The sequence below is a fragment of the Streptomyces sp. ISL-94 genome, assembly GCF_018614075.1.
Classification (GTDB): domain Bacteria; phylum Actinomycetota; class Actinomycetes; order Streptomycetales; family Streptomycetaceae; genus Streptomyces.
The window spans coordinates 20,972-39,876 of the sequence record NZ_JAGGOZ010000064.1 but is presented as its reverse complement, the minus strand read 5'-3'; the positions used below and the strand labels follow the sequence as shown (position 1 = coordinate 39,876).

Genomic DNA, 18,905 nt, shown 5'->3' with positions numbered 1-18,905 from the left:
CCGGCTGAGTACCCCTCAGCCGAGCCAGACCACCCGGACGACGGAGATCTCCCGTAGTCGCTCCGGCGCGAGGAACATGAGGAAGCCCCGGCCGCCGAAGATGTCCAGTGTCCGCAGTCCCCCGCCCTCCACCGGCCCGCGTCCCACCTCGCCGGCGTCCCGGCCCAGCACCGCGAGCTGTTCGGCAAGGCGCTCCACCTCGGCCACGGCACCGGCGGGCAGATCGCCGACGACGTGCTCGGCGTCCGGGTTGTAGTGCCACGCCCAGGCGTCGCTCACGCAGCGGCCTCGCGTCGCGCGGCGGCGAGGATGTCCTGGATCTCGGCGACCGCCGCGTCGAGGGCTTCGCGGTCCTCGGCCCTCGCGGCGACCGCCTCCAGCTCGCGGAGCCGCGCCGCGCGGGCGGGATGCCGCTGAACGGCGACGAACTCGCCCCACCACTGCAGGAACGCTCGCAGCGGCGCGATGGTGCTCTGCTCGGCGCTCTGCTCCGCCGCCCGGTCCAGGTGCTCGACGAAGGCGGGCAGATGGGCAGGAGCGATCTGCGCGACGGCGACGCGCAGGGCCGCCGGGGTGAGTGCCGGCATCGGAATCAGCGGCGTTCCGGCCGCGACCTGCTCGGTCATCGAACCGCCTCCTGGGTCGCTCTCGTCGGTGCCCACCAGCCTAGCCGGGGCGGGGTTCCGGGGGCGCAGGTTCACGGCGAGAGGGGCGTGGCTCCCGGGGCCGGGGAGGAGGCCACGCGGGTGGCGCGGCACGTGCCCGAGGCTTCGAGGGCCGCCGCGACCTTCGCCGCCGATTCCGGGTCGCGGACCAGGAAGGCCGTCGTCGGCCCGGAGCCCGAGACCAGCGCGGCCAGCGCACCGGCGTCCGTGCCCGCGGCCAGCGTCCGGGCCAGCTGCGGGCGCAGCGACAGGGCCGCCGCCTGGAGGTCGTTCGCCAGGAGGGGGGCCAGCGCGTCCGGGTCGCCCGAGGCCAGGGCCGCGAGCAGGGCCGGCGAGGCCTCCGGCTCCGGGATCCGCGTACCGGCCGTGAGGCGGTCGAACTCGCGGAAGACGGCCGGGGTCGACAGCCCGCCGTCGGCGACCGCGAACACCCAGTGGAACGCCCCGGCCTCCACCGGGGTCAGCAGCTCGCCGCGGCCGGTGCCCAGCGCGGCGCCGCCGACCAGGCTGAAGGGCACGTCGCTGCCCAGCTCCGCGCAGAGGTCGAGCAGTTCGGCGCGCGGGGTGTCCAGGCCCCACAGGACGTCGCACGCCAGCAGGGCGGCGGCCCCGTCCGCGCTGCCGCCCGCCATGCCGCCCGCGACCGGGATGTTCTTCGCGATGTGGAGGTGGACGGAGGGGGTCAGCCCCGCCCGCGCGGCCAGGATCTCGGCGGCGCGCGCCGCGAGGTTGGTGCGGTCCAGGGGCACCTGGTCGGCGTCCGGGCCCGCGCAGGTCACCTTCAGTTCGTCGGCCGCGGTGGCCGTGACCTCGTCGAAGAGGGAGACGGCGAGGAAGACGTTGGCCAGGTCGTGGAAGCCGTCGGGCCGGGCCGCGCCCACCGCCAGCTGCACGTTGACCTTCGCGGGGACCCGTACGGTCACGCTCGTGCGCCCGCTCACAGCGCGGGCCTCTGCGCCGCGGGCTTGTGCTCGGCGATCGCGGCGAACTGCTCCACCGTCAGCGACTCGCCGCGCGCCTGCGGAGAGACGCCGGCGGCGACCAGAGCCGCCTCGGCGCCCGCGGGCGATCCGGCCCAGCCGGCCAGCGCGGCGCGCAGCGTCTTGCGGCGCTGGGCGAAGGCCGCATCGACGACCGCGAAGACCTCCGCCTTCGAGGCGGTGGTCTTGACCGGTTCGGTCCGCCGCACCAGCGAGACGAGACCGGAGTCGACGTTCGGCGCGGGCCAGAACACCTTGCGGCCGATGGACCCGGCGCGCTTGACGTGCGCGTACCAGTTGGCCTTGACCGAGGGGACGCCGTACACCTTGTTGCCGGGCTCGGCGGCGAGCCGGTCGGCGACTTCCGCCTGCACCATCACCAGGGTCCGCTCGATGGTCGGGAAGCGGTCGAGCATGGTCAGCAGGACGGGCACGGCCACGTTGTACGGGAGGTTGGCGACGAGCGCGGTCGGCGCCGGGCCGGGCAGTTCCGTCACCAGCATGGCGTCGGAGTGGACCAGCGCGAAGCGGTCCTTGCGCTCGGGCATCCGGGCCTCGATGGTGGCGGGCAGCGCCGCGGCGAGGATGTCGTCGATCTCGACGGCGGTGACCCGGTCCGCGGCCTCCAGCAGGGCGAGCGTCAGCGAGCCCAGGCCCGGGCCGACCTCGACGACCACGTCGTCCGGGCGCACCGCGGCGGTCCGCACGATACGGCGCACCGTGTTGGCGTCGATGACGAAGTTCTGGCCCTTCTGCTTCGTCGGGCGTACGCCGAGGGCGGCGGCCAGTTCCCGGATGTCGGCCGGGCCGAGGAGGGCGTCAGAAGGGTTCTCGTTGGGCTGCTGCTCTGCGGTGCTCACCGGTAAAGCCTACGGCCGCAGTGGGGCCACGGACTCGCCCCCCGCTGCACGTAGAGCTTCTTCGCCCGGTACGTCTGTTCCGTGCCCGGGGCGTCCTGGGGGCGGCCGCTGCCGCCGAGGGCCTGCCAGGTGTGGACGTCGAACTGGTAGAGGCCGCCGTACGCGCCCGAGGCGTCGGTGGCGCCGGGCCGTCCGCCGGACTCGCACCGGGCCAGTGCCCCCCAGTCGAGGCCCTCGGCTCCGGCGACGGAGGCCGGCAGCGGCTTCGTGCCCACCTTGACCAGCTGGGTGACGGGCTCGCGGACGGTCTCCTCCGCGATGCGGCGGGGCTTTTGGCGGACGCCGTTGACGGTGCGGAGGCTGTAGGTGACCCTGCGCGCGCCGGGGCGGCCGGCGCGCTCGACGACCTCGGTGCCGGCGAAGAGGGTGTCGTCCTTGGTCTTCTCGGTCTCGTACGGGATGCGCTCCTCGCGGACCTCGCGGGTGCCGGTGATGCGGAGCACGGTGACGGTCTGGCCGTCGCGCGGGAAGGAGCCGGAGGGCACGGAGGTGGTGTCCTGGCCGTGGAGGGTGATGCCGGCCTGGTCGAGGGCCTCCTGGACGGTGGCGGCGTTGGTGCGGATGGTGCGTTCGCGGCCGTCGGCCATGAAGGTGACGCTGCGTTCGGTACGGACGCTGAGGGCGAGGCCGGCGCGGGGGACGGGGGCGGTGCGGGGGGTGGAGAGGTAGGCGCCTTCGGCGCGGATCCCGAACTGGCGCAGCGCGCCCTCGACGCTGCGGGCGGTGGTCCACACCTCGCGCCGCTGTCCGTCGAGGGTCAGGTGGAGGGGGCGGCCGTAGCGGACGACGACCTCCTCGCCGTCGTCGAGGGGTTCACCGGGGGCGGGGGCGACGAGGTCGTGCGGCCCGATGCCGAGGCCTTCGGCGGCCAGCAGTTCACCGATGTCGTCGGCGAAGGTGTGGAGGTTCCTCGGGACTCCGTCGACGGTGAGGCGTACGGACTTGTCGGCGGCGACGAAGGCGGTGGTGCCGCCGGCGAGGAAGGCGACGACGAGGGCCTGGGGGACGAGGCGCCGCCAGGTTCCTGCCGGGGTGAGGATCACTTCGGGGGTGGTGACGGCGACGGTACGGCCGCGTGCGCGCCGGCCCGTGGCGGGCCCGGCCCCTGCCGGGGGCTCGGCGGTGATGGTCCGCCCCCGAGCCCGCCGGCCCGAGCCCGATCCCATGCCGGTGCCCGTGCCGGTGGTGGTGGCCGTGTGGGTGCCGGTGTCCGTGACGGGCGTCGGCATGGTGCCCGGTCCGGGGGCGCGGCGGCGGCCCGAGCCCGGCACCGCGGGCGCTTGCGCTGCTTCAGCCGCGGGCCGGTCCACGGCCACGGCTCGGCGGCGGCCCGGGCCCGGCGCCGGGGACGCGTACGGCTCGTCGGGGGCGGGGGGCTGCTCGGAAGGCGGCTCGGCGGTGGGCGGGGTCGCGCGGCCGCGGGCGCGGCGGCCGGTGCCGGGGGCCGACGGTGCGGTGGGGGCCGGCGGCGGGGTCACCCGACCGCGCGACCGGCGGGACCCCCGGTGATCCCCGCCCCGCGGGGAGGGAACCCCCGGAGCAGGATCCGGCGGGAGCGGTCCCGCCCCCGGATGCCCGGCGCCGGCCGGCCAGGCCACGGGCTCCCCCTCCGCGGCACGGGCCGGCCAGGGTGCCGTGTCCGGACCCCCGGCGTCAGCCGCCCCCCAGGCCGGCGGTCCCGGATCCGCGGCATCAGCCGACGCCCAGGCCGGCGGCTCCGGATCTCCGGCGGCGGCCGACCCCCAGGCTGACGGCTCCGGAACCCCAACATCAGCTGACCCCCAGGCTGACCGCTCCGGATCTCCGACATCAGCCGACCCCCAGGCCGGCGGCTCCCGATCCGCGGCATCAGCCGCCCCCCAGGCCGGCGGTTCCGGATCCGCGGCATCAGCCGCCCCCCAGGCCGGCGGCTCCGGATCTCCGGCGGCGGCCGACCCCCAGGCTGACGGCTCCGGAACCCCGGCATCAGCCGGCGCCCAGGCCGGCGGCTCCCGATCCGCGGCGTCGGCCGCCCCCCAGGCCGGCGGTTCCGGATCCGCGGCGTCGGCCAACCTCCAGGGTGACGGGTCCGGATCCCCTGCGTCGGCCGACGCCCAGGCCGGCGGCTGCGAGCCCCCGGCGTCGCCCGTCCAGGCCGGTGGCTCCGAGTCCCCGGTACGCGGTGGCCAGGGCACCGAGGCCGCGTCCCCGGCCCCGGCCGGCCAGGCCGGCGGCTCGGAGTCCCCGGCGCCCGCCGACCAGGGGGGCGCCGGGGCCTGCCGTCCGGGCTGCGGGTCCCCCGGACCGGCCGGCCAGGCCAGGGGGTCCGGGGCCGCCGTGCCCGCCGGCCAAGGCGACGGGGATCCCGGACCGGCCGGCCAGGCCACGGGCTCGTACGCCCCGGGGACGGGACCGCCACGGCGGTGACTGCCCTGCGTATCGCTCACGACGCTCGCTCCACTGGTGGTCCGGACCCGCTGGTTCGGGCACGGCACCTTACCGGAGGAGCCGTCACCGACCAAAGTCAAGCGGCTACGCAGCGTGTCGAGCAGTCGGCGGCTCAGTAGGCGAAGGCCCGGGCCGTGTTCGCCGCAAGGGCGGTCGCCATCGCGTCCTCGCCGATGCCGCGCACCGCCGCCATCGCCCGTACGGTCAGCGGAATGAGGTACGGCGCGTTGGGCCGTCCGCGGTACGGCGCCGGGGTGAGGTACGGGGCGTCGGTCTCTACGAGCACGAGCTCCAGCGGGGCGACGGCCAGGGCCTCGCGCAGCGGCGCCGCGTTCTTGAAGGTGACCGTCCCGGCGAAGGACATGTAGTACCCGGCGGCGGCGCACAGCCGGGCCATCTCCGCGTCCCCGGAGTAGCAGTGGAAGACGGTCCGCTCGGGCGCACCCTCGTCCCGCAGGATGCGCAGCACGTCCGCATGGGCCTCGCGGTCGTGGATGACGAGCGCCTTGCCCTGCCGCTTGGCGATCTCGATGTGGGCGCGGAAGGAGCGCTCCTGCGCCGCCATGCCCTCCGGGCCGGTGCGGAAGTAGTCCAGCCCGGTCTCGCCGACCGCCTTGACGTGGTCGAGGGCGGCCAGCGCCTCGATCTCGGCGAGGGCGTCGTCGAGGGCCGCGTCTCCGCCGCCGGTGCGCGCGCCCTGCCGGGACCACCCTCCCCCAGCCCCAGGGGGCTGGGAGGTGCCCCCAGGGTCCCCGTGGACGATGCGGGGCGCCTCGTTCGGGTGGAGGGCCACGGCCGCGTGGACGTTCTCGTGCGCGGCGGCGGTCTCGGCGGCCCACCGGGAGCCCTTCACGTCGCAGCCCACCTGGACCACCGTGGTCACGCCCACCGAGGCGGCCCTGGCCAGGCCTTCCTCGACGGTGCCGGACTGCATGTCCAGGTGGGTGTGCGAATCCGCCACCGCCACCCGGAGGGGTTCGGGCAGCGGCGGCAGGGCGTCCTTGGAGGCGGAGGGGGTGCTCATACGGCCGATCTTATGACCGGCGGAAGATCCCCAGCAGTCGGGAGAGCCGGCCCCGGCGCTCCTCGGCGGCGTTGTCGATGGCGACGGGTCCGGGCGCGTCGTGCCGCGGGGGCGCCTTGCGCGGCCTCGGGGTCCGGGGGACGTTCGCGCCGGCGGGCACCGGTCCGGCGATTCCGGGCGCGATGCGGTGGTGGTAGAGCTGGTCGAGCATGCCGAGCACCGAGGAGACCTGGCCGGCCCGCATGATGCGTACGACGTGGCCGCCGCAGTTCAGGCAGGTGGGGTTGGACAGCGGGGAGGGGACCCGCTCGCCGTTGACCGTGTACATGATGAACGGCTGACCCTTGCCGTCGACGTGGTGCTCTATCGCGTACGCCTGCTCCCAGCCGTACCCGCACCTCATGCAGGCGAAGGAGTACGCCTCGTGCACGGTCTGCACGTCGGGAGAGACGACGGAGGCGGCGACGACGGGCCCGGCTGGGGTTCCCCCCGCACGGAGTGTGGGGGAGGGTCCCGAGACGGGTACCGGGGTGTCTGCGATCTCACTCATGCGAGCTCCTCTTGTTCCACTGGTGCCATTGCCAGTGGACGCCTCTTCGGGCGGGAGCGCATCAGGCCCTGTCTACTGTTGGACCGTCTTTGGGCGACTCATGCCCAAAGCGCCCGGTGCGCGGTCTGAGCTTTGCTTTTCAGGTTAGCTCTTTACCGACTTACAGCACCTTTTGTGCCGCATTCTTTGCCGCCACGACCGCGTCGAAGACCTCCCGCTTGGGTACCCCCGCCTCGGCGGCGACCGCCGCGATGGCCTCCTTGCGCCGCTCTCCCGCCTCCTCGCGGACCCGTACGCGGCGCACGAGCTCCTCGTCGTCCACATCGCCGGGGCCGGCCGCCGGGGCGCCCTCCACGACGACGGTGATCTCCCCGCGGACGCCCTCGGCGGCCCAGGCGGCCAGCTCGCCGAGCCCGCCGCGCTTGACCTCCTCGTAGGTCTTGGTCAGCTCGCGGCACACGGCGGCCCGCCGCTCGGCGCCGAAGACCTCGGCCATCGCGGCCAGGGTGTCGTCGAGCCGGTGCGGGGCCTCGAAGTAGACGAGGGTGCGCCGCTCGGCCTCGACCTCGCGCAGCCGGCCGAGCCGCTCGCCCGCCTTGCGCGGCAGGAACCCCTCGAAGCAGAACCGGTCCACCGGCAGCCCGGAGAGCGCGAGCGCGGTGAGCACCGCGGAGGGCCCGGGGACGGCGGTGACCCGGATGTCCTTCTCCACGGCGGCGGCGACCAGCCGGTAGCCGGGGTCGGAGACGGACGGCATGCCCGCGTCGGTGACCAGCAGCACGCGCGCCCCGCCGGCCAGGGCCTCGACCAGCTCGGGGGTGCGGGCGGATTCGTTGCCCTCGAAGTACGAAAGGACGCGCCCGGTGGTGTGCACGCCCAGCCCCTGGGTCAGCCGGCGCAGCCGCCGGGTGTCCTCGGCGGCGATCACATCGGCCCGCTCCAGCTCGGCCGCGAGCCGCGGCGGGGCGTCCGCGAGGTCGCCGATGGGGGTGCCGGCGAGCACCAGGACGCCGGCCGGAGAGGAGGTCTCGATACCGCGGGGCTGGTCAGTTGTCACCCGCCCATCCTCTCAGCCCGCCGCCCGGGCGCCGCCCCCACTCCGCCCGTACTCCGCCTCCACGCCGCCCGCCACTGGGGTTCTCACAGATCCTTTCCCTACGATGTGCCGGTGACCAGTACCGCGACGCCGCCGCCCAGCCCCGCGGGGGCCCCGCCCGCCCCGCCGGCGGGACGCGAAGAAGAGCCGTCCACCTGGCTGCGCCGGCTGCGCGCCTTCGGCTACGTGCCGCGCGGCGCAGCGGCGCCGCGCGCGGACGTCCGCACCCGCCTGGTGCCCCCGTACGCCAAGCCCTCTCCACAGCTGTGGATGACCTTCGGTCTGCCGCCCGGCGTGTGGGGCATCTGGCAGCGCATCCTGTCGTGGGCGGGGCCGCTGCTGGTGGCGCTGGTCGCCGGGGTGCTGAGGTTCGCGCACCTGGGCAGCCCGAAGGCGGTGATATTCGACGAGACGTACTACGCCAAGGACGCCTGGGCCACGATCAAGCAGGGCTACGAGGCGAGCTGGCCGAAGGACATCGACAAGTCGATCCTCGCCAACCCGGACGGGGTCTCCCTCCCGCTGGACCCGGGCTACGTCGTGCACCCGCCCGTCGGCAAGTGGGTGATCGGGCTCGGCGAGTGGATGTTCGGCTTCACGCCCTTCGGCTGGCGGTTCATGACCGCCGTGCTCGGCACCCTCTCGGTGCTGATGCTGTGCCGGATCGGGCGCCGCCTCTTCCGCTCGACCTCCCTGGGCTGCCTGGCGGGCGCGCTGCTCGCGGTGGACGGCCTGCACCTGGTGATGAGCCGCACGGCGCTGCTGGACCTGGTGCTGATGTTCTTCGTGCTGGCCGCCTTCGGGGCGCTGTTCATCGACCGGGACAAGGCCCGGGCGCGGCTCGCGGCCGCGCTGCCGGTGGACGACGAGGGCCGGACCCGGCCGGACATGAGGATCGCCGAGACGCTGCGGCTGGGCGTGCGCCCGTACCGGATCCTGGCCGGGGTCTTCCTGGGCCTGGCCGCCGGCACGAAGTGGAACGGCTTCGTCGTCGTGGCCTTCTTCGGGATCCTCACCGTGCTGTGGGACGCCGCCGCGCGGCGCACCGCGGGGGCGGGGGCCCCGTACGCGGCGATGCTGCGCCGCGACGCGCTGCCCGGCTTCGTGTCGACGGTCCCGGTGGCGGTGGTGACGTACATCGCCTCCTGGTCGGGCTGGATCCTCAGCCCGGACAACGGCAAGGGCGGCTACCTGCGCGACTGGGCGGCCAAGAACGACCAGGGCAGCGCGCTGTCGTTCCTGCCGGAGTGGCTGCGCAGCCTGTGGCACTACGAGACCGAGGTCTACAAGTTCCACGTCGGCCTGACCTCGGGGCACACCTACGAGTCCAACCCGTGGAGCTGGCTGGTCCTGGGCCGGCCCGTCTCCTACTTCTACGAGTCCCCCGAGCCCGGCACCGACGGCTGCCCCGCGACCGAGGCGGGCAAGTGCGCCCGCGAGGTCCTGGCCCTGGGCACCCCGCTGCTGTGGTGGGCGGGCTGCTTCGCGCTGCTGTACGTGCTGTGGCGGTGGTTCTTCCGCCGCGACTGGCGGGCGGGCGCGATCGCATGCGCGCTGGGTGCGGGCCTGCTGCCCTGGTTCAACTACCAGGAGCGGACGATCTTCTTCTTCTACGCGGTGGTCTTCGTCCCGTACCTGTGCCTGGCGGTGGCGATGATGATCGGCGCCCTGCTGGGCCCGGCCGGGTCCAGCGAACGGCGGCGGGCGCTGGGCGCGATCGGGGCGGGGGTGCTGGTCCTGCTGATCGTGTGGAACTTCATCTATTTCTGGCCGATCTACACGGGCCAGACCCTCCCGATGGACTCGTGGCGGGCCCGCATGTGGCTGGACACCTGGGTGTAGCCGGGCTTGGCGAGGCGGTCGGCGAAGGGTCTTCCCGTGTGGCGGGAGGGCCCTTCTGCCGTGTTCCGGTCCGATAACAAGTACGACCCCGAGTGGTGGCGCCGCGTAAGGTCTGCACCAGGGGTTCTTTGAACATGTTCAGAGAACGGGGACTCTGGAGGGGACTCAAGTGAACGGGGCAGCGAAGGGCGCCGTCATCGGCGGGGTATTCCTCGCGATGGTCGGCGGCGCCGGATACGGGGTGTACTCCCTGGTCGGGGACAGCGGGGGCGGGGGGAAGGCGGACGGCTCCGCCTCCGTCCAGGCGGAGAAGGGCAGCGGGCCCGTCACGGAGAAGGAGACCGCCGCGACCGCGAAGGCCTTCCTGGCCGCGTGGGCGGCGGGGGACGCCAGGACCGCCGCCGACCTGACGAACAACGCGGCGGCCGCGCAGAGCGCGGTGGGGGAGTTCAAGGCCAAGGCGTACGTGTCCAAGGCCGTGATCACCCCTGGCACACCGAACGGCGCCACCGTGCCGTACAAGGTCGAGGCGGAGATCACCTACGAGGGCGTCACCAAGCCGCTCGCCTACGACTCCCAGCTGACCGTGGTGCGCGGCCTGACCAGCGGGAAGCCGCTGGTCGACTGGCAGGATTCGATCCTCCACCCACAGCTCCAGAAGGGCGAGAAGCTGCGCGCGGGCGCCCCGGCGACCCCGCCGGTCAAGGCGGTGGACCGCAACGGCGAGGAGCTGACCCCGGAGAAGTACCCCTCGCTGCGGCCGGTCCTCGACGAGCTGCGCGCAGCGTACGGCGGCAAGACGGGCGGCAAGCCCGGCGCCGAGGTGTGGATCGAACCGGCAGGCGGGCCCAAGCGGACGCTGCTGACGCTGGTCGAGGGCGAGCCGGGCACGCTCAAGACGTATCTGGACGCGAAGGTGCAGGCGGCGGCCGAGCAGGCGGTCGGCAAGTACCCCGAGGCGTCGGTGGTCGCAGTCCAGCCCGGCAACGGGCACATCCTGGCCGTCGCCAACCACCGCGCCGACGGCTTCAACGCGGCGATGAGGGGTGCCAGGGCTCCCGGTTCCACGATGAAGATCGTGACGGCGGCGATGCTGATCGACCGGGGGCTGGTCGCCGCCGACAAGCCGGCGGAGTGCACGAAGGAGGCGGTGTGGGGCGGCCGCACCTTCCACAACCTGAAGAACTTCGAGGCGCCGGGCGCGACCTTCGCGACCGGCTTCGCCAGGTCCTGCAACACGGCCTTCATCAAGCCGATCGACGGCGTCAGGGATGATGCCGCGCTGTCGAAGGAGGCCAAGGAGGTCTTCGGCATCGGCCTGGACTGGAAGACGGGCATCCAGTCCGTCGACGGCAAGGTCCCGACGGCTACGGGCGCGGAGGAGGCCGCCGGGTACATCGGGCAGGGCCGGATCACCATGAACCCGCTGAACGTCGCGTCCATCACCGCGACCGCGCGCACCGGCGTGTTCCGCCAGCCGCTGCTGGTCTCCCCGGAGCTCGACGGCCGTACGATCGCGACGGCCCAGCGCCGCATGAAGTCCTCGGTGCAGCAGCAGCTGGTCTCCATGATGCGGCTGACGGCGAGCAGCGGCACGGCCCGGCAGACCATGGCCGCCGTGGGCGGCTCCGACAAGGGCGCGAAGACCGGCTCCGCGGAGGTCGACGGCTCGGGCAGCCCGGACAGCTGGTTCACCGGCTTCAGCGGGGACGTGGCGGCGGCGGCGATGGTCGAGGGCGGCGGCCACGGAGCCGACGCCGCCGGCCCGATCGTGGCCCAGGTCCTCAACGCCGGCTGACCCGTTTCCGACGCGGATCCGGCCCCGCCGCCGGGCGCCGCCGGGTCAGAGTGCGGAGCGGAGGGCTCGGAGGAGGGACTGGGGGCGGGGGTCGGCCGTGACCGACTTGGCGTGGGCGTTGGTGACGTAGCCGAAGCCGATGCCCGACTCCGGGTCCGCGAAGGCGAGGGAGCCGCCGCGGCCCGGGTGGCCGAAGGAGGCCGGGGAGAGCAGCGGGGAGGCCGGGCCGTGGAGCATGTAGCCGGGGCCGAAGCGGGTGTTCACCACCAGGACGCGGTCGGGCCCCGAGGAGAGCTCCCGCGCGGCGAGGGCCGTGGTGGCCGGGGTGAAGATGCGGGCGCCGTCCTCCACCACGCCGATGGTGGCCGCGTAGAAGCGGGCCAGGGCGCGCGCCGTGCCGATGCCGGCCGAGCCGGGGAGCTCGGCGGCCTGGTAGGCGGGGTCGTTCTCGTCCGGCTGGGGGTCGATGGCCGCGAAGGCTCGGCGGGTGAGGGAGTCGGGGTCGGCGTAGGCCTCGGAAACGTTCCGCCGCGGCCGGGTCTTCAGCAGGCCCGCGCTCTCCGGCGGGTCGACGGGGGCCACCCGGCCCACCCGGTGGGCCTCCGCCGCGGGCAGGCCGATCCAGAAGTCCAGGCCCAGCGGCTCGGCTATCTCCTCGGCCAGGACGGAGCCGACGGTGCGGCCGGTGGCCCGGAGCACCAGCTCGGACACCAGCCAGCTGAAGGTCTGCGCGTGGTAGCCGTGCCCGGTGCCGGGTTCCCAGAAGGCCTGTTGCGCGGCGACGGCGCGCGCCCCGCTGACCCCGTCCGCGGCCTCGGCAACGGTCAGTCCGCGGTCCAGCGCCGGGACGCCGGCCTGGTGGGAGAGGAGGTGGCGGACCAGGGTGCGGTCCTTGCCTCCCGCCTTGAACTCCGGCCAGTACGAGGCGACCGGCGCGTCGAGGTCCAGCAGCCCGCGCTGGTGCAGCAGGAGGGGTACGGCCGCGGCCACGCCCTTGGTGGCGGAGCGGACGATCTGCGCGGTGTCCTCGGTCCAGGGCTCGGAGCCGGTGCCGTCGGCGTCGGCGGTTCCGTCGGCGTCGGCGTCGGCGTCCTTGGTGCCGCCCCACAGGTCGACGACCTTGCGTCCGTCCCGGTAGACGGCCACGGCCGCACCCCGGTCTCCCAGCACCTCGAAATTGCGTACGAACGCGTCCCTGACGGGCTCGAAGCCCTCCGCCACCACACCCTGAATGTTCACGTGCAGGCCAACAACCGCCGGCCGGTCCTTATGCCACCGCGACCGACCGCGGGTCGAAGCCGAAGGGGAGCTCCAGGCGGTGCGCCCGCATCAGGGGCTCGTCGCACAGCAGGTCCTGCGTGCGGCCGTCCGCGGCGATGGCGCCCTCGCTGAGGATGACGGAGCGCGCGCACAGCTCCAGCGCGTACGGGAGGTCGTGGGTCACCATCAGCACCGTCACGTCGAGCGAGCGCAGGATGTCCGCGAGCTCGCGCCGCGAGGCCGGGTCGAGGTTGGAGGAGGGCTCGTCGAGGACGAGGATCTCGGGCCGCATCGCCAGGACGGTGGCGACGGCCACCCGGCGGCGCTGTCCGAAGGAGAGGTGGTGCGGCGGCCGGTCGGCGAAGTCCGCCATGCCGACCTGCTCCAGGGCCTCGCGGACCCGCTCCTCCAGCTCGGCGCCGCGCATCCCGGCCGCGGCCGGTCCGAAGGCCACGTCCTCCCGGACGGTCGGCATGAACAGCTGGTCGTCGGGGTCCTGGAAGACGATGCCGACCCGGCGGCGGATCTCGGCGAGGTTGCGCTTCTCCACGGGCAGCCCGGCCACCGTCACCGAGCCGACCCCGCCGGTGAGGATGCCGTTGAGGTGCAGCACGAGCGTGGTCTTGCCGGCGCCGTTGGGCCCGAGCAGGGCGACCCGCTCGCCGCGCCCGACGGTCAGGTCCACCCCGAAGAGGGCCTGGTGGCCGTCGGGGTAGGCGTAGGCGAGGCCGGAGACCTCCAGCGACACCTGAGCCTTCAATTCGTCCATTTCCATCTCCCATCGGGGGGTTCCCCGCTACGATCGGTCACCTGCTACGGCAGCGGTCAGGGCTTGGCCGTCATGAGCCTCCCAGGCGAGTGAGAAGCCGCCCCGGGCGGAGGAGTCACCCCATCAGACAGACGGCCGCCAGGACGGCCAACGCTGTCAAAGGGAGCGCAGAGGCGCGCGCCCACTCAGTGGGCGTTGCCGCGATGTCGTCGATCACCGGCATCGAGCCGGCGTACCCGCGGCTGACCATCGCGAGGTAGACCCGCTCGCCGCGCTCGTAGGAGCGGATGAAGAGGGCGCCGGCCGTCTTGGCGAGCACCCCCCAGTGGCGGACGCCGCGGGCCTCGAAGCCCCGGGAGCGGCGGGCGATGGACATCCGGCGCAGCTCGTCGCTGATCACGTCGCCGTAGCGGATCATGAAGGAGGCGATCTGGACGAGGAGCGGCGGCAGCTTGAGGCGCTGGAGGCCCAGCAGCAGGGCCCGCAGTTCGGTGGTCGAGGCGAGCAGGACGGAGGCGGCGACGCCGAGGGTGCCCTTGGCGAGGACGTTCCAGGCGCCCCACAGGCCGGAGACGCTGAGCGACATGCCGAGGACGTCCACCCGCTCGCCCTCCGCCACGAAGGGCATGAGCCCGGCGAAGGCGACGAACGGGACCTCGATCAGCAGCCGGCGCAGCAGGAAGCCGGCCGGGATGCGGGCCACGGCCGCGGCGGCCGCGAGGAGGACGGCGTACAGCCCGAAGGCCCACACCGCCTCGCGCGGTGTGGACACGACGATGACGACGAAGGCGAAGACCGCGGCGAGCTTGAAGTGCGGAGGCAGTGCGTGGACCGGCGAGTGCCCGTGCCGGTAGAGCTTGTGGGCGTGGCCCGCTCCCATGCCGAACCCCGGGCTCTCAGGCCGCCGACGGCTCGGCCGCGGCCGGCTCGTCGGTACGGCGGCGGCGCACGGTCCAGAAGATCCCGGAGCCGACGGCGACGGTAGCGCCGACGCCGATGACGCCCGCGAGGCCGCCGGACAGGCGGGCGTCGTCGACGTCCTTGACGCTGTAGTCCGCGAGCGGGGAGTCGGCGGCGGCGTGCTCCTCGACCTTCTGGTCGATGCCCTTGTCGGCGGCGACCTTCTCCAGGCCGTCGGGGCTGGCGGAGGCGTAGAAGGAGACGAATCCGGCGAGGGCGAGGGCCGTGACCAGGCCGGTGGCCCACACCTTCCGGGTGGAGCGGGCGGCGGCGGGGGCCGGCGCGGCGGCCGCGGCCGGGGCGTCGACGAGCTCGCCGCCCACGCGCAGCTTCAGCGGCGCGGCGAGCCCGCGCGCGCCGTGCACCAGGTCGGGCCGTACGGCGATCACGGCGCCCACGGTCGCGGCGGTGATGGCGGCCTCGCCGATGCCGATGAGCACGTGCACGCCGACCATGGCGGTGAACACCTTGCCGAGGGCCACGTCGGTGGTGCCGCCGAGGGCGTAGATGGCGGTGAAGGCGGTGGCGGCGGCGGGCACGGAGAGCAGGGCTCCGGCGAAGGCGGCGGCGGTCACGGAGCGGCGGGTGGTCGGCAGCACCTTGAGCAGCCCGCGGAAGATCGCGTAGGCGACGACGACGGTGACGACGCCCATGACGCTGATGTTGACGCCGAGGGCGGTGAGCCCGCCGTCGGCGAAGAGGATGCCCTGCATGAGCAGGACGACGGATACGCACAGGACGCCGGTGTAAGGGCCGACGAGTATCGCGGCGAGCGCGCCGCCCAGCAGGTGTCCGCTGGTGCCGGCGGCTACGGGGAAGTTCAGCATCTGCACGGCGAAGATGAAGGCGGCGACGAGGCCGGCGAGCGGGGCGGTGCGCTCGTCGAGCTCGCGGCGTGCGCCGCGGAGGCTGACGGCGACCGCGGCGGCGGCTGCCACTCCGGCGGCCGCCGAGACGGGTGTGTTGATGAATCCGTCGGGCACATGCATGGAGAAGCTCCGCTTCCGGTTCCCTGTCTCGAACCGTTCAAGAGTAGTGCCCAATTGCGAACCGTTGGCAAGAGCGTCCACGTGACAAAAAGAACCGCGCACTTTCGCCGTCATGTGCGAGGCTGGACGGACAAACGGACGCAAATGTTCCGATTTCGAGGAGCAGGTCGATGTCAGCACCCGCCGAGAACCCCGCAGCGACCACGACTACGACCGCGTCCGCCGTCGAGGAACGGGTCAGCGCCCGTGTGATCACGGACGACCCCCTCTACCGGACGATCCCGGTCGCGCTGCGCTTCGCCCCCGCGGAGCCGCTGGCCGTACGGGTCGTCTTCCCCGCGGACCGCTCCTGCGAAGGCACCGACAACGAGTGGGTCTTCCCCCGCGCCCTGCTGGAGGCGGGGCTGCTGGCCCCGACGGGGACCGGAGACGTACGCGTCTGGCCCTGCGGCCGCGTCCAGGCGATCGTCGAGTTCCACTCCCCCGAGGGCGTCGCCGTGATCCAGTTCGACATCGCCGCCCTGCGGCGCTTCCTGCGCCGTACGTACGCCTCCGCCACCCGATAGGCGTAACGGGCCCGGCCCCGTACCTGAGGTTCAGGTACGGGGCCGGGCCGTTGGTGCGTGCGGACGGAGCCGGGTCAGGCGTTGACCAGCTCGCGGTCCTTGTCCGGGCCCTCCTGGGACTCCGCGAGGTGCTTGCGCAGGCTCTCGCCCTCCACGTCCACGTTCGGCAGCAGCCGGTCCAGCCAGCGCGGCAGCCACCAGGCCTTGTGCCCGAGCAGGGCGAGCACCGCCGGGACGATGGCCATGCGGACCACGAAGGCGTCGAAGAAGACGGCGACGGCCAGGCCGAAGCCGATCATCTTGACCATCTGCTCGCTGGCTCCGATGAAGCCCGAGAACACCGCGATCATGATGACGGCGGCGGCCACGACCACCCGGGCGCTGTACTGGAAGCCCGTCACCACGGCCTGGCCGGGGCGCTCGCCGTGGACGTACGCCTCACGCATGCGGGTGACGAGGAAGACCTCGTAGTCCATGGCGAGGCCGAAGACGACGCCCACCATGAAGATCGGCATCATCGACATGATCGGGCCGGTCTGCTCCACGCCGAAGAGCGAGCCGAGCCAGCCCCACTGGAAGACCGCGACGACCGCGCCGAGGGCGGCGACGACCGAGAGCAGGAAGCCGAGGGCCGCCTTGAGCGGGACCAGGACCGAACGGAACACCAGCATCAGCAGCAGGAAGGCGAGGCCGACGACGAGCGCCAGGTAGGGCAGCAGCGCGTCGTTCATCTTCTGCGAGAAGTCGATGTTCATCGCGGTGGCGCCGGTGACGAGGACGTCGTCACCGCTGCCGTCGCGGATCTCGTGGACCAGGTCCTCGGTCTGCGTGGAGGACGGGCGGTCCTTCGGGATCACGGTGATGATGGCCGCGTCGCCGGCCTTGTTCTGGGTCGGCGGGGTGACCGCGGCCACGCCCTCCAGGCCCTTGATCCGCTCGACGGTGGAGTCGGCGAGCGCCTTGTCCCCGTCCACGACCACCATCAGGGGGCCGTTGAAGCCGGGGCCGAAGCCGTCGGAGAGCAGGTCGTACGCCTGGCGCTGGGTGGTGGAGACCGGCTGGGCGCCGTCGTCCGGCAGGCCCATCTCCAGCTTGCTCGCCGGGATGGCGATGACGCCGAGGCCGATCACACCGGCCAGCAGCACCATGACCGGGCGACGCAGGACGAAGCGGGCCCAGCGGGTGCCGCCGTTGGCCTTCTTCTCCAGGCCGACGCCCGCGCCGGAGGAGTTCTTGCCCGCGCCCTTGCCGAACAGCCTGCTCTTCTCGCCCGCCGGCAGCACCTTCTTGCCCGCGAAGCCCAGGATGGCCGGGACCAGCGTCAGGGCGACCAGGACCGCGATGACCACGGTTCCGGCGGCCGCGAAGCCCATCTTGGTCAGCATGGGGATGTTGACGACGGCCAGGCCCACCAGGGCGATGACCACAGTCAGACCGGCGAACACGACGGCGGATCCGGCGGTTCCGGCGGCGCGCCCGGCGGCCTCGTCCCGCTCGCGGCCCTCGGCGAGCTCCGCGCGGTAGCGGGAGACGATGAAGAGGGCGTAGTCGATGCCGACCGCGAGGCCGATCATCATCGCGAGGGTGGAGGTGGTGGAGCCGAGGTCCAGCACGTTGGCGAGCGCGGTGATGGAGGAGACCCCGATGCCCACGCCGATCAGCGCGGTCAGCAGCGGCAGGCCGGCCGCGATGAGCGAGCCGAAGGTGATGACCAGGACGATGGCGGCGATCAGGATGCCGATGACCTCGCCGGAGCCGGTCTCGGGGGCCGTCATCAGGGCGTCGCCGCCGATCTGGACGTTCAGGCCCGCGGCGGTGGCCGCCGTGCCGGAGCCCTTGAGCGCGTCGCGGGTCGCGTCGGTCAGCTCCATGCCGCTGACCTTGTACTTGGTGCTGATGTAGGCGGTGGAGCCGTCCTGGCTCACGGCCTGCGTCTGGTACGGGTCGGCGACCGAGGAGACCTGGTCCTTGCCGGGGCCGGACTTCAGGCCTTCGACGATCTTCTCGACCTCGGCCTTGGGGCCGGGGTCGGTGACCTTGGCGCCCGCCGGGGCCTTGATGACGATCCGGGCGGTGGCGCCGTCGGCGGACATGCCGGGGAAGCGCTGTTCCAGCAGGTCGAAGGCCTTCTGGGCCTCCGTGCCGGGTATGGAGAACGAGCCGGAGGTGGGCGCTGAAGCCGAGGCCGCGCCGAAGCCGGCGGCGAACAGCAGCGCCACCCACACGAGGGCGACGAAGCGGCGGCGCCGGAAGGCACCGCGGCCGAGCCGGTAGAGGAAGGTAGCCACGTCGGTGGTTCTCCCGTTCAGGTCGTGGGATGGAAGGGCAGGAAAAGCCGGCCCGACGACGAGAGCGGCGTGTCAGGAGCAGCGCGGAGCAAACGATGGGGACTGTGTGGGACGGGGAATCGGGGCGGATCAGACGCCGAGGGCGGGGAAGACCACGGCGTCGATGAACTGGCCGAGGAAGGTCCGGTCCACCGGACGGTCCTCGATCAGCGGGAGCGAGATGAACGCCCCGATGAGCATGTGCGGCACGAAGGCGAGAGCGGGGCAGTCCGGGCGGACTTCGCCCCGGTCCACCGCTCGCTGGAGCATCACTTGGAGACCGTTGATCTCCGGGTCGACCAGCAGGTCTCTGAGTGCCTTGTGGAGTTCCGGGCTCTCGTGCACGGCATGGGCCAGACCCCGCATGAGTGCGGTGTCCTTGGCCATCTGCGCGTCGTCGGAGTGCTCCACCATGCGCGAGAAGTCCCCGCGCAGGCTGCCCGTGTCGATTTCCCGCAGCGAGACGGGCTGCGTACATCGAAGGGCCCGGGCGACCAGTTCGGGCTTGCTGCCCCACTGGCGGTAGAGGGTGGCCTTGCTGGACTTCGTACGGGCGGCGACCGCGTCCATGGTCAGCGCCTCGTAGCCGACGTCACGCAGGAGGTCGAGGACCGCCTCGTGCAGTTCGGCCTGCCGTTCGGGGGTGATCCGGCTGCGCCGGGCCGCCATCGCCTCGGTCATCTCCGTGCCTCCCGTCCGAACGCACCTCTTATCGAAACGAATCCGTTCCGT

Annotated in this window: 17 protein-coding genes; 3 read left to right on the top strand and 14 right to left on the bottom strand. The window is 73.4% G+C overall.

Annotated features, from left to right (window positions below; translation table 11 throughout):
- Window positions 1–15: 15 nt before the first annotated feature.
- From J7E94_RS20335 to rsmI, 8 genes are all read right to left on the bottom strand, one after another.
- On the bottom strand, window positions 16–279 hold the full coding sequence (locus tag J7E94_RS20335; RefSeq protein ID WP_215017409.1) for a hypothetical protein: 264 nt from the start codon (window positions 277–279) through the stop codon (window positions 16–18).
- Window positions 276–626 (bottom strand): hypothetical protein, encoded by a 351-nt coding sequence (locus J7E94_RS20330; protein ID WP_215017408.1) that lies wholly within the window; start codon window positions 624–626, stop codon window positions 276–278. Before J7E94_RS20330 ends, J7E94_RS20335 begins: the two co-directional genes overlap by 4 nt.
- Window positions 627–697: 71 nt before the next feature.
- The gene (locus J7E94_RS20325; protein WP_215017406.1) at window positions 698–1,606 is read right to left on the bottom strand and encodes a 4-(cytidine 5'-diphospho)-2-C-methyl-D-erythritol kinase; all 909 of its coding nucleotides are present in this window, start codon (window positions 1,604–1,606) and stop codon (window positions 698–700) included.
- Window positions 1,603–2,505 carry a 16S rRNA (adenine(1518)-N(6)/adenine(1519)-N(6))-dimethyltransferase RsmA gene (rsmA, locus tag J7E94_RS20320; RefSeq protein WP_215017404.1) on the bottom strand — a complete coding sequence of 301 codons (903 nt, stop codon included), beginning with the start codon at window positions 2,503–2,505 and terminating at the stop codon, window positions 1,603–1,605. The genes J7E94_RS20325 and rsmA overlap by 4 nt, the downstream gene beginning before the upstream one ends.
- Window positions 2,502–3,794, bottom strand: coding sequence for a resuscitation-promoting factor (locus J7E94_RS20315; RefSeq protein ID WP_215017518.1), 1,293 nt, complete (start codon window positions 3,792–3,794; stop codon window positions 2,502–2,504). Before J7E94_RS20315 ends, rsmA begins: the two co-directional genes overlap by 4 nt.
- Before the next feature lie 1,310 nt (window positions 3,795–5,104).
- Window positions 5,105–6,016, bottom strand: a complete 912-nt coding sequence (locus J7E94_RS20310) for a TatD family hydrolase (protein ID WP_215017402.1) — start codon at window positions 6,014–6,016, stop codon at window positions 5,105–5,107.
- A 10-nt stretch (window positions 6,017–6,026) separates the two neighbouring features.
- On the bottom strand, window positions 6,027–6,566 hold the full coding sequence (locus J7E94_RS20305; protein ID WP_374224472.1) for a hypothetical protein: 540 nt from the start codon (window positions 6,564–6,566) through the stop codon (window positions 6,027–6,029).
- A 160-nt stretch (window positions 6,567–6,726) separates the two neighbouring features.
- Entirely contained in the window at window positions 6,727–7,623 is an 897-nt protein-coding gene (gene rsmI / locus J7E94_RS20300) for a 16S rRNA (cytidine(1402)-2'-O)-methyltransferase (RefSeq protein ID WP_215017399.1), read from the bottom strand.
- Between the two features lie 111 nt (window positions 7,624–7,734).
- Between rsmI and J7E94_RS20295 the strand changes: the two genes are divergently transcribed.
- Together J7E94_RS20295 and J7E94_RS20290 are read left to right on the top strand one after the other, a co-directional pair.
- Window positions 7,735–9,504 carry a phospholipid carrier-dependent glycosyltransferase gene (locus J7E94_RS20295; RefSeq protein WP_215017397.1) on the top strand — a complete coding sequence of 590 codons (1,770 nt, stop codon included), beginning with the start codon at window positions 7,735–7,737 and terminating at the stop codon, window positions 9,502–9,504.
- Window positions 9,505–9,673: 169 nt separating this feature from the next.
- Window positions 9,674–11,302: a penicillin-binding transpeptidase domain-containing protein gene (locus J7E94_RS20290; protein ID WP_215017395.1), complete on the top strand. Its 1,629-nt coding sequence runs from the start codon at window positions 9,674–9,676 to the stop codon at window positions 11,300–11,302.
- A 45-nt stretch (window positions 11,303–11,347) separates the two neighbouring features.
- Here J7E94_RS20290 and J7E94_RS20285 read toward each other — a convergent pair whose 3' ends face one another.
- The 4 genes from J7E94_RS20285 to J7E94_RS20270 all read right to left on the bottom strand — a co-directional run bounded on the left by J7E94_RS20285 (window position 11,348) and on the right by J7E94_RS20270 (window position 15,280).
- Window positions 11,348–12,541 (bottom strand): serine hydrolase domain-containing protein, encoded by a 1,194-nt coding sequence (locus J7E94_RS20285; protein WP_215017393.1) that lies wholly within the window; start codon window positions 12,539–12,541, stop codon window positions 11,348–11,350.
- Between the two features lie 28 nt (window positions 12,542–12,569).
- Window positions 12,570–13,337, bottom strand: coding sequence for an energy-coupling factor ABC transporter ATP-binding protein (locus J7E94_RS20280; protein WP_215017391.1), 768 nt, complete (start codon window positions 13,335–13,337; stop codon window positions 12,570–12,572).
- A gap of 109 nt (window positions 13,338–13,446) precedes the next feature.
- On the bottom strand, window positions 13,447–14,211 hold the full coding sequence (gene cbiQ / locus J7E94_RS20275) for a cobalt ECF transporter T component CbiQ (RefSeq protein WP_215017389.1): 765 nt from the start codon (window positions 14,209–14,211) through the stop codon (window positions 13,447–13,449).
- Window positions 14,212–14,227: 16 nt separating this feature from the next.
- The gene (locus J7E94_RS20270) at window positions 14,228–15,280 is read right to left on the bottom strand and encodes an energy-coupling factor ABC transporter permease (RefSeq protein WP_215017387.1); all 1,053 of its coding nucleotides are present in this window, start codon (window positions 15,278–15,280) and stop codon (window positions 14,228–14,230) included.
- Window positions 15,281–15,450: 170 nt separating this feature from the next.
- Between J7E94_RS20270 and J7E94_RS20265 the strand changes: the two genes are divergently transcribed.
- Window positions 15,451–15,846: an SsgA family sporulation/cell division regulator gene (locus tag J7E94_RS20265; RefSeq protein ID WP_215017385.1), complete on the top strand. Its 396-nt coding sequence runs from the start codon at window positions 15,451–15,453 to the stop codon at window positions 15,844–15,846.
- A 74-nt stretch (window positions 15,847–15,920) separates the two neighbouring features.
- Here J7E94_RS20265 and J7E94_RS20260 read toward each other — a convergent pair whose 3' ends face one another.
- Complete coding sequence (locus J7E94_RS20260; RefSeq protein ID WP_215017383.1) at window positions 15,921–18,134, bottom strand: MMPL family transporter; 2,214 nt, start codon at window positions 18,132–18,134, stop codon at window positions 15,921–15,923.
- Window positions 18,135–18,263: 129 nt separating this feature from the next.
- Entirely contained in the window at window positions 18,264–18,854 is a 591-nt protein-coding gene (locus J7E94_RS20255; protein WP_215017381.1) for a TetR/AcrR family transcriptional regulator, read from the bottom strand.
- Window positions 18,855–18,905 lie beyond the last annotated feature (51 nt).

Excerpts from the sequence above, each read along its gene's own strand:
- cbiQ (WP_215017389.1), bottom strand. The coding sequence starts at position 14,211 with ATGGGAGCGGGCCACGCCCACAAGCTCTACCGGCACGGGCACTCGCCG.
- J7E94_RS20255 (WP_215017381.1), bottom strand. The coding sequence starts at position 18,854 with ATGACCGAGGCGATGGCGGCCCGGCGCAGCCGGATCACCCCCGAACGG.
- J7E94_RS20315 (WP_215017518.1), bottom strand. The coding sequence starts at position 3,794 with ATGCCGACGCCCGTCACGGACACCGGCACCCACACGGCCACCACCACC.
- J7E94_RS20280 (WP_215017391.1), bottom strand. The coding sequence starts at position 13,337 with ATGGAAATGGACGAATTGAAGGCTCAGGTGTCGCTGGAGGTCTCCGGC.
- J7E94_RS20270 (WP_215017387.1), bottom strand. The coding sequence starts at position 15,280 with ATGCATGTGCCCGACGGATTCATCAACACACCCGTCTCGGCGGCCGCC.
- J7E94_RS20310 (WP_215017402.1), bottom strand. The coding sequence starts at position 6,016 with ATGAGCACCCCCTCCGCCTCCAAGGACGCCCTGCCGCCGCTGCCCGAA.
- J7E94_RS20330 (WP_215017408.1), bottom strand. The coding sequence starts at position 626 with ATGACCGAGCAGGTCGCGGCCGGAACGCCGCTGATTCCGATGCCGGCA.
- J7E94_RS20265 (WP_215017385.1), top strand. The coding sequence starts at position 15,451 with ATGTCAGCACCCGCCGAGAACCCCGCAGCGACCACGACTACGACCGCG.
- J7E94_RS20305 (WP_374224472.1), bottom strand. The coding sequence starts at position 6,566 with ATGAGTGAGATCGCAGACACCCCGGTACCCGTCTCGGGACCCTCCCCC.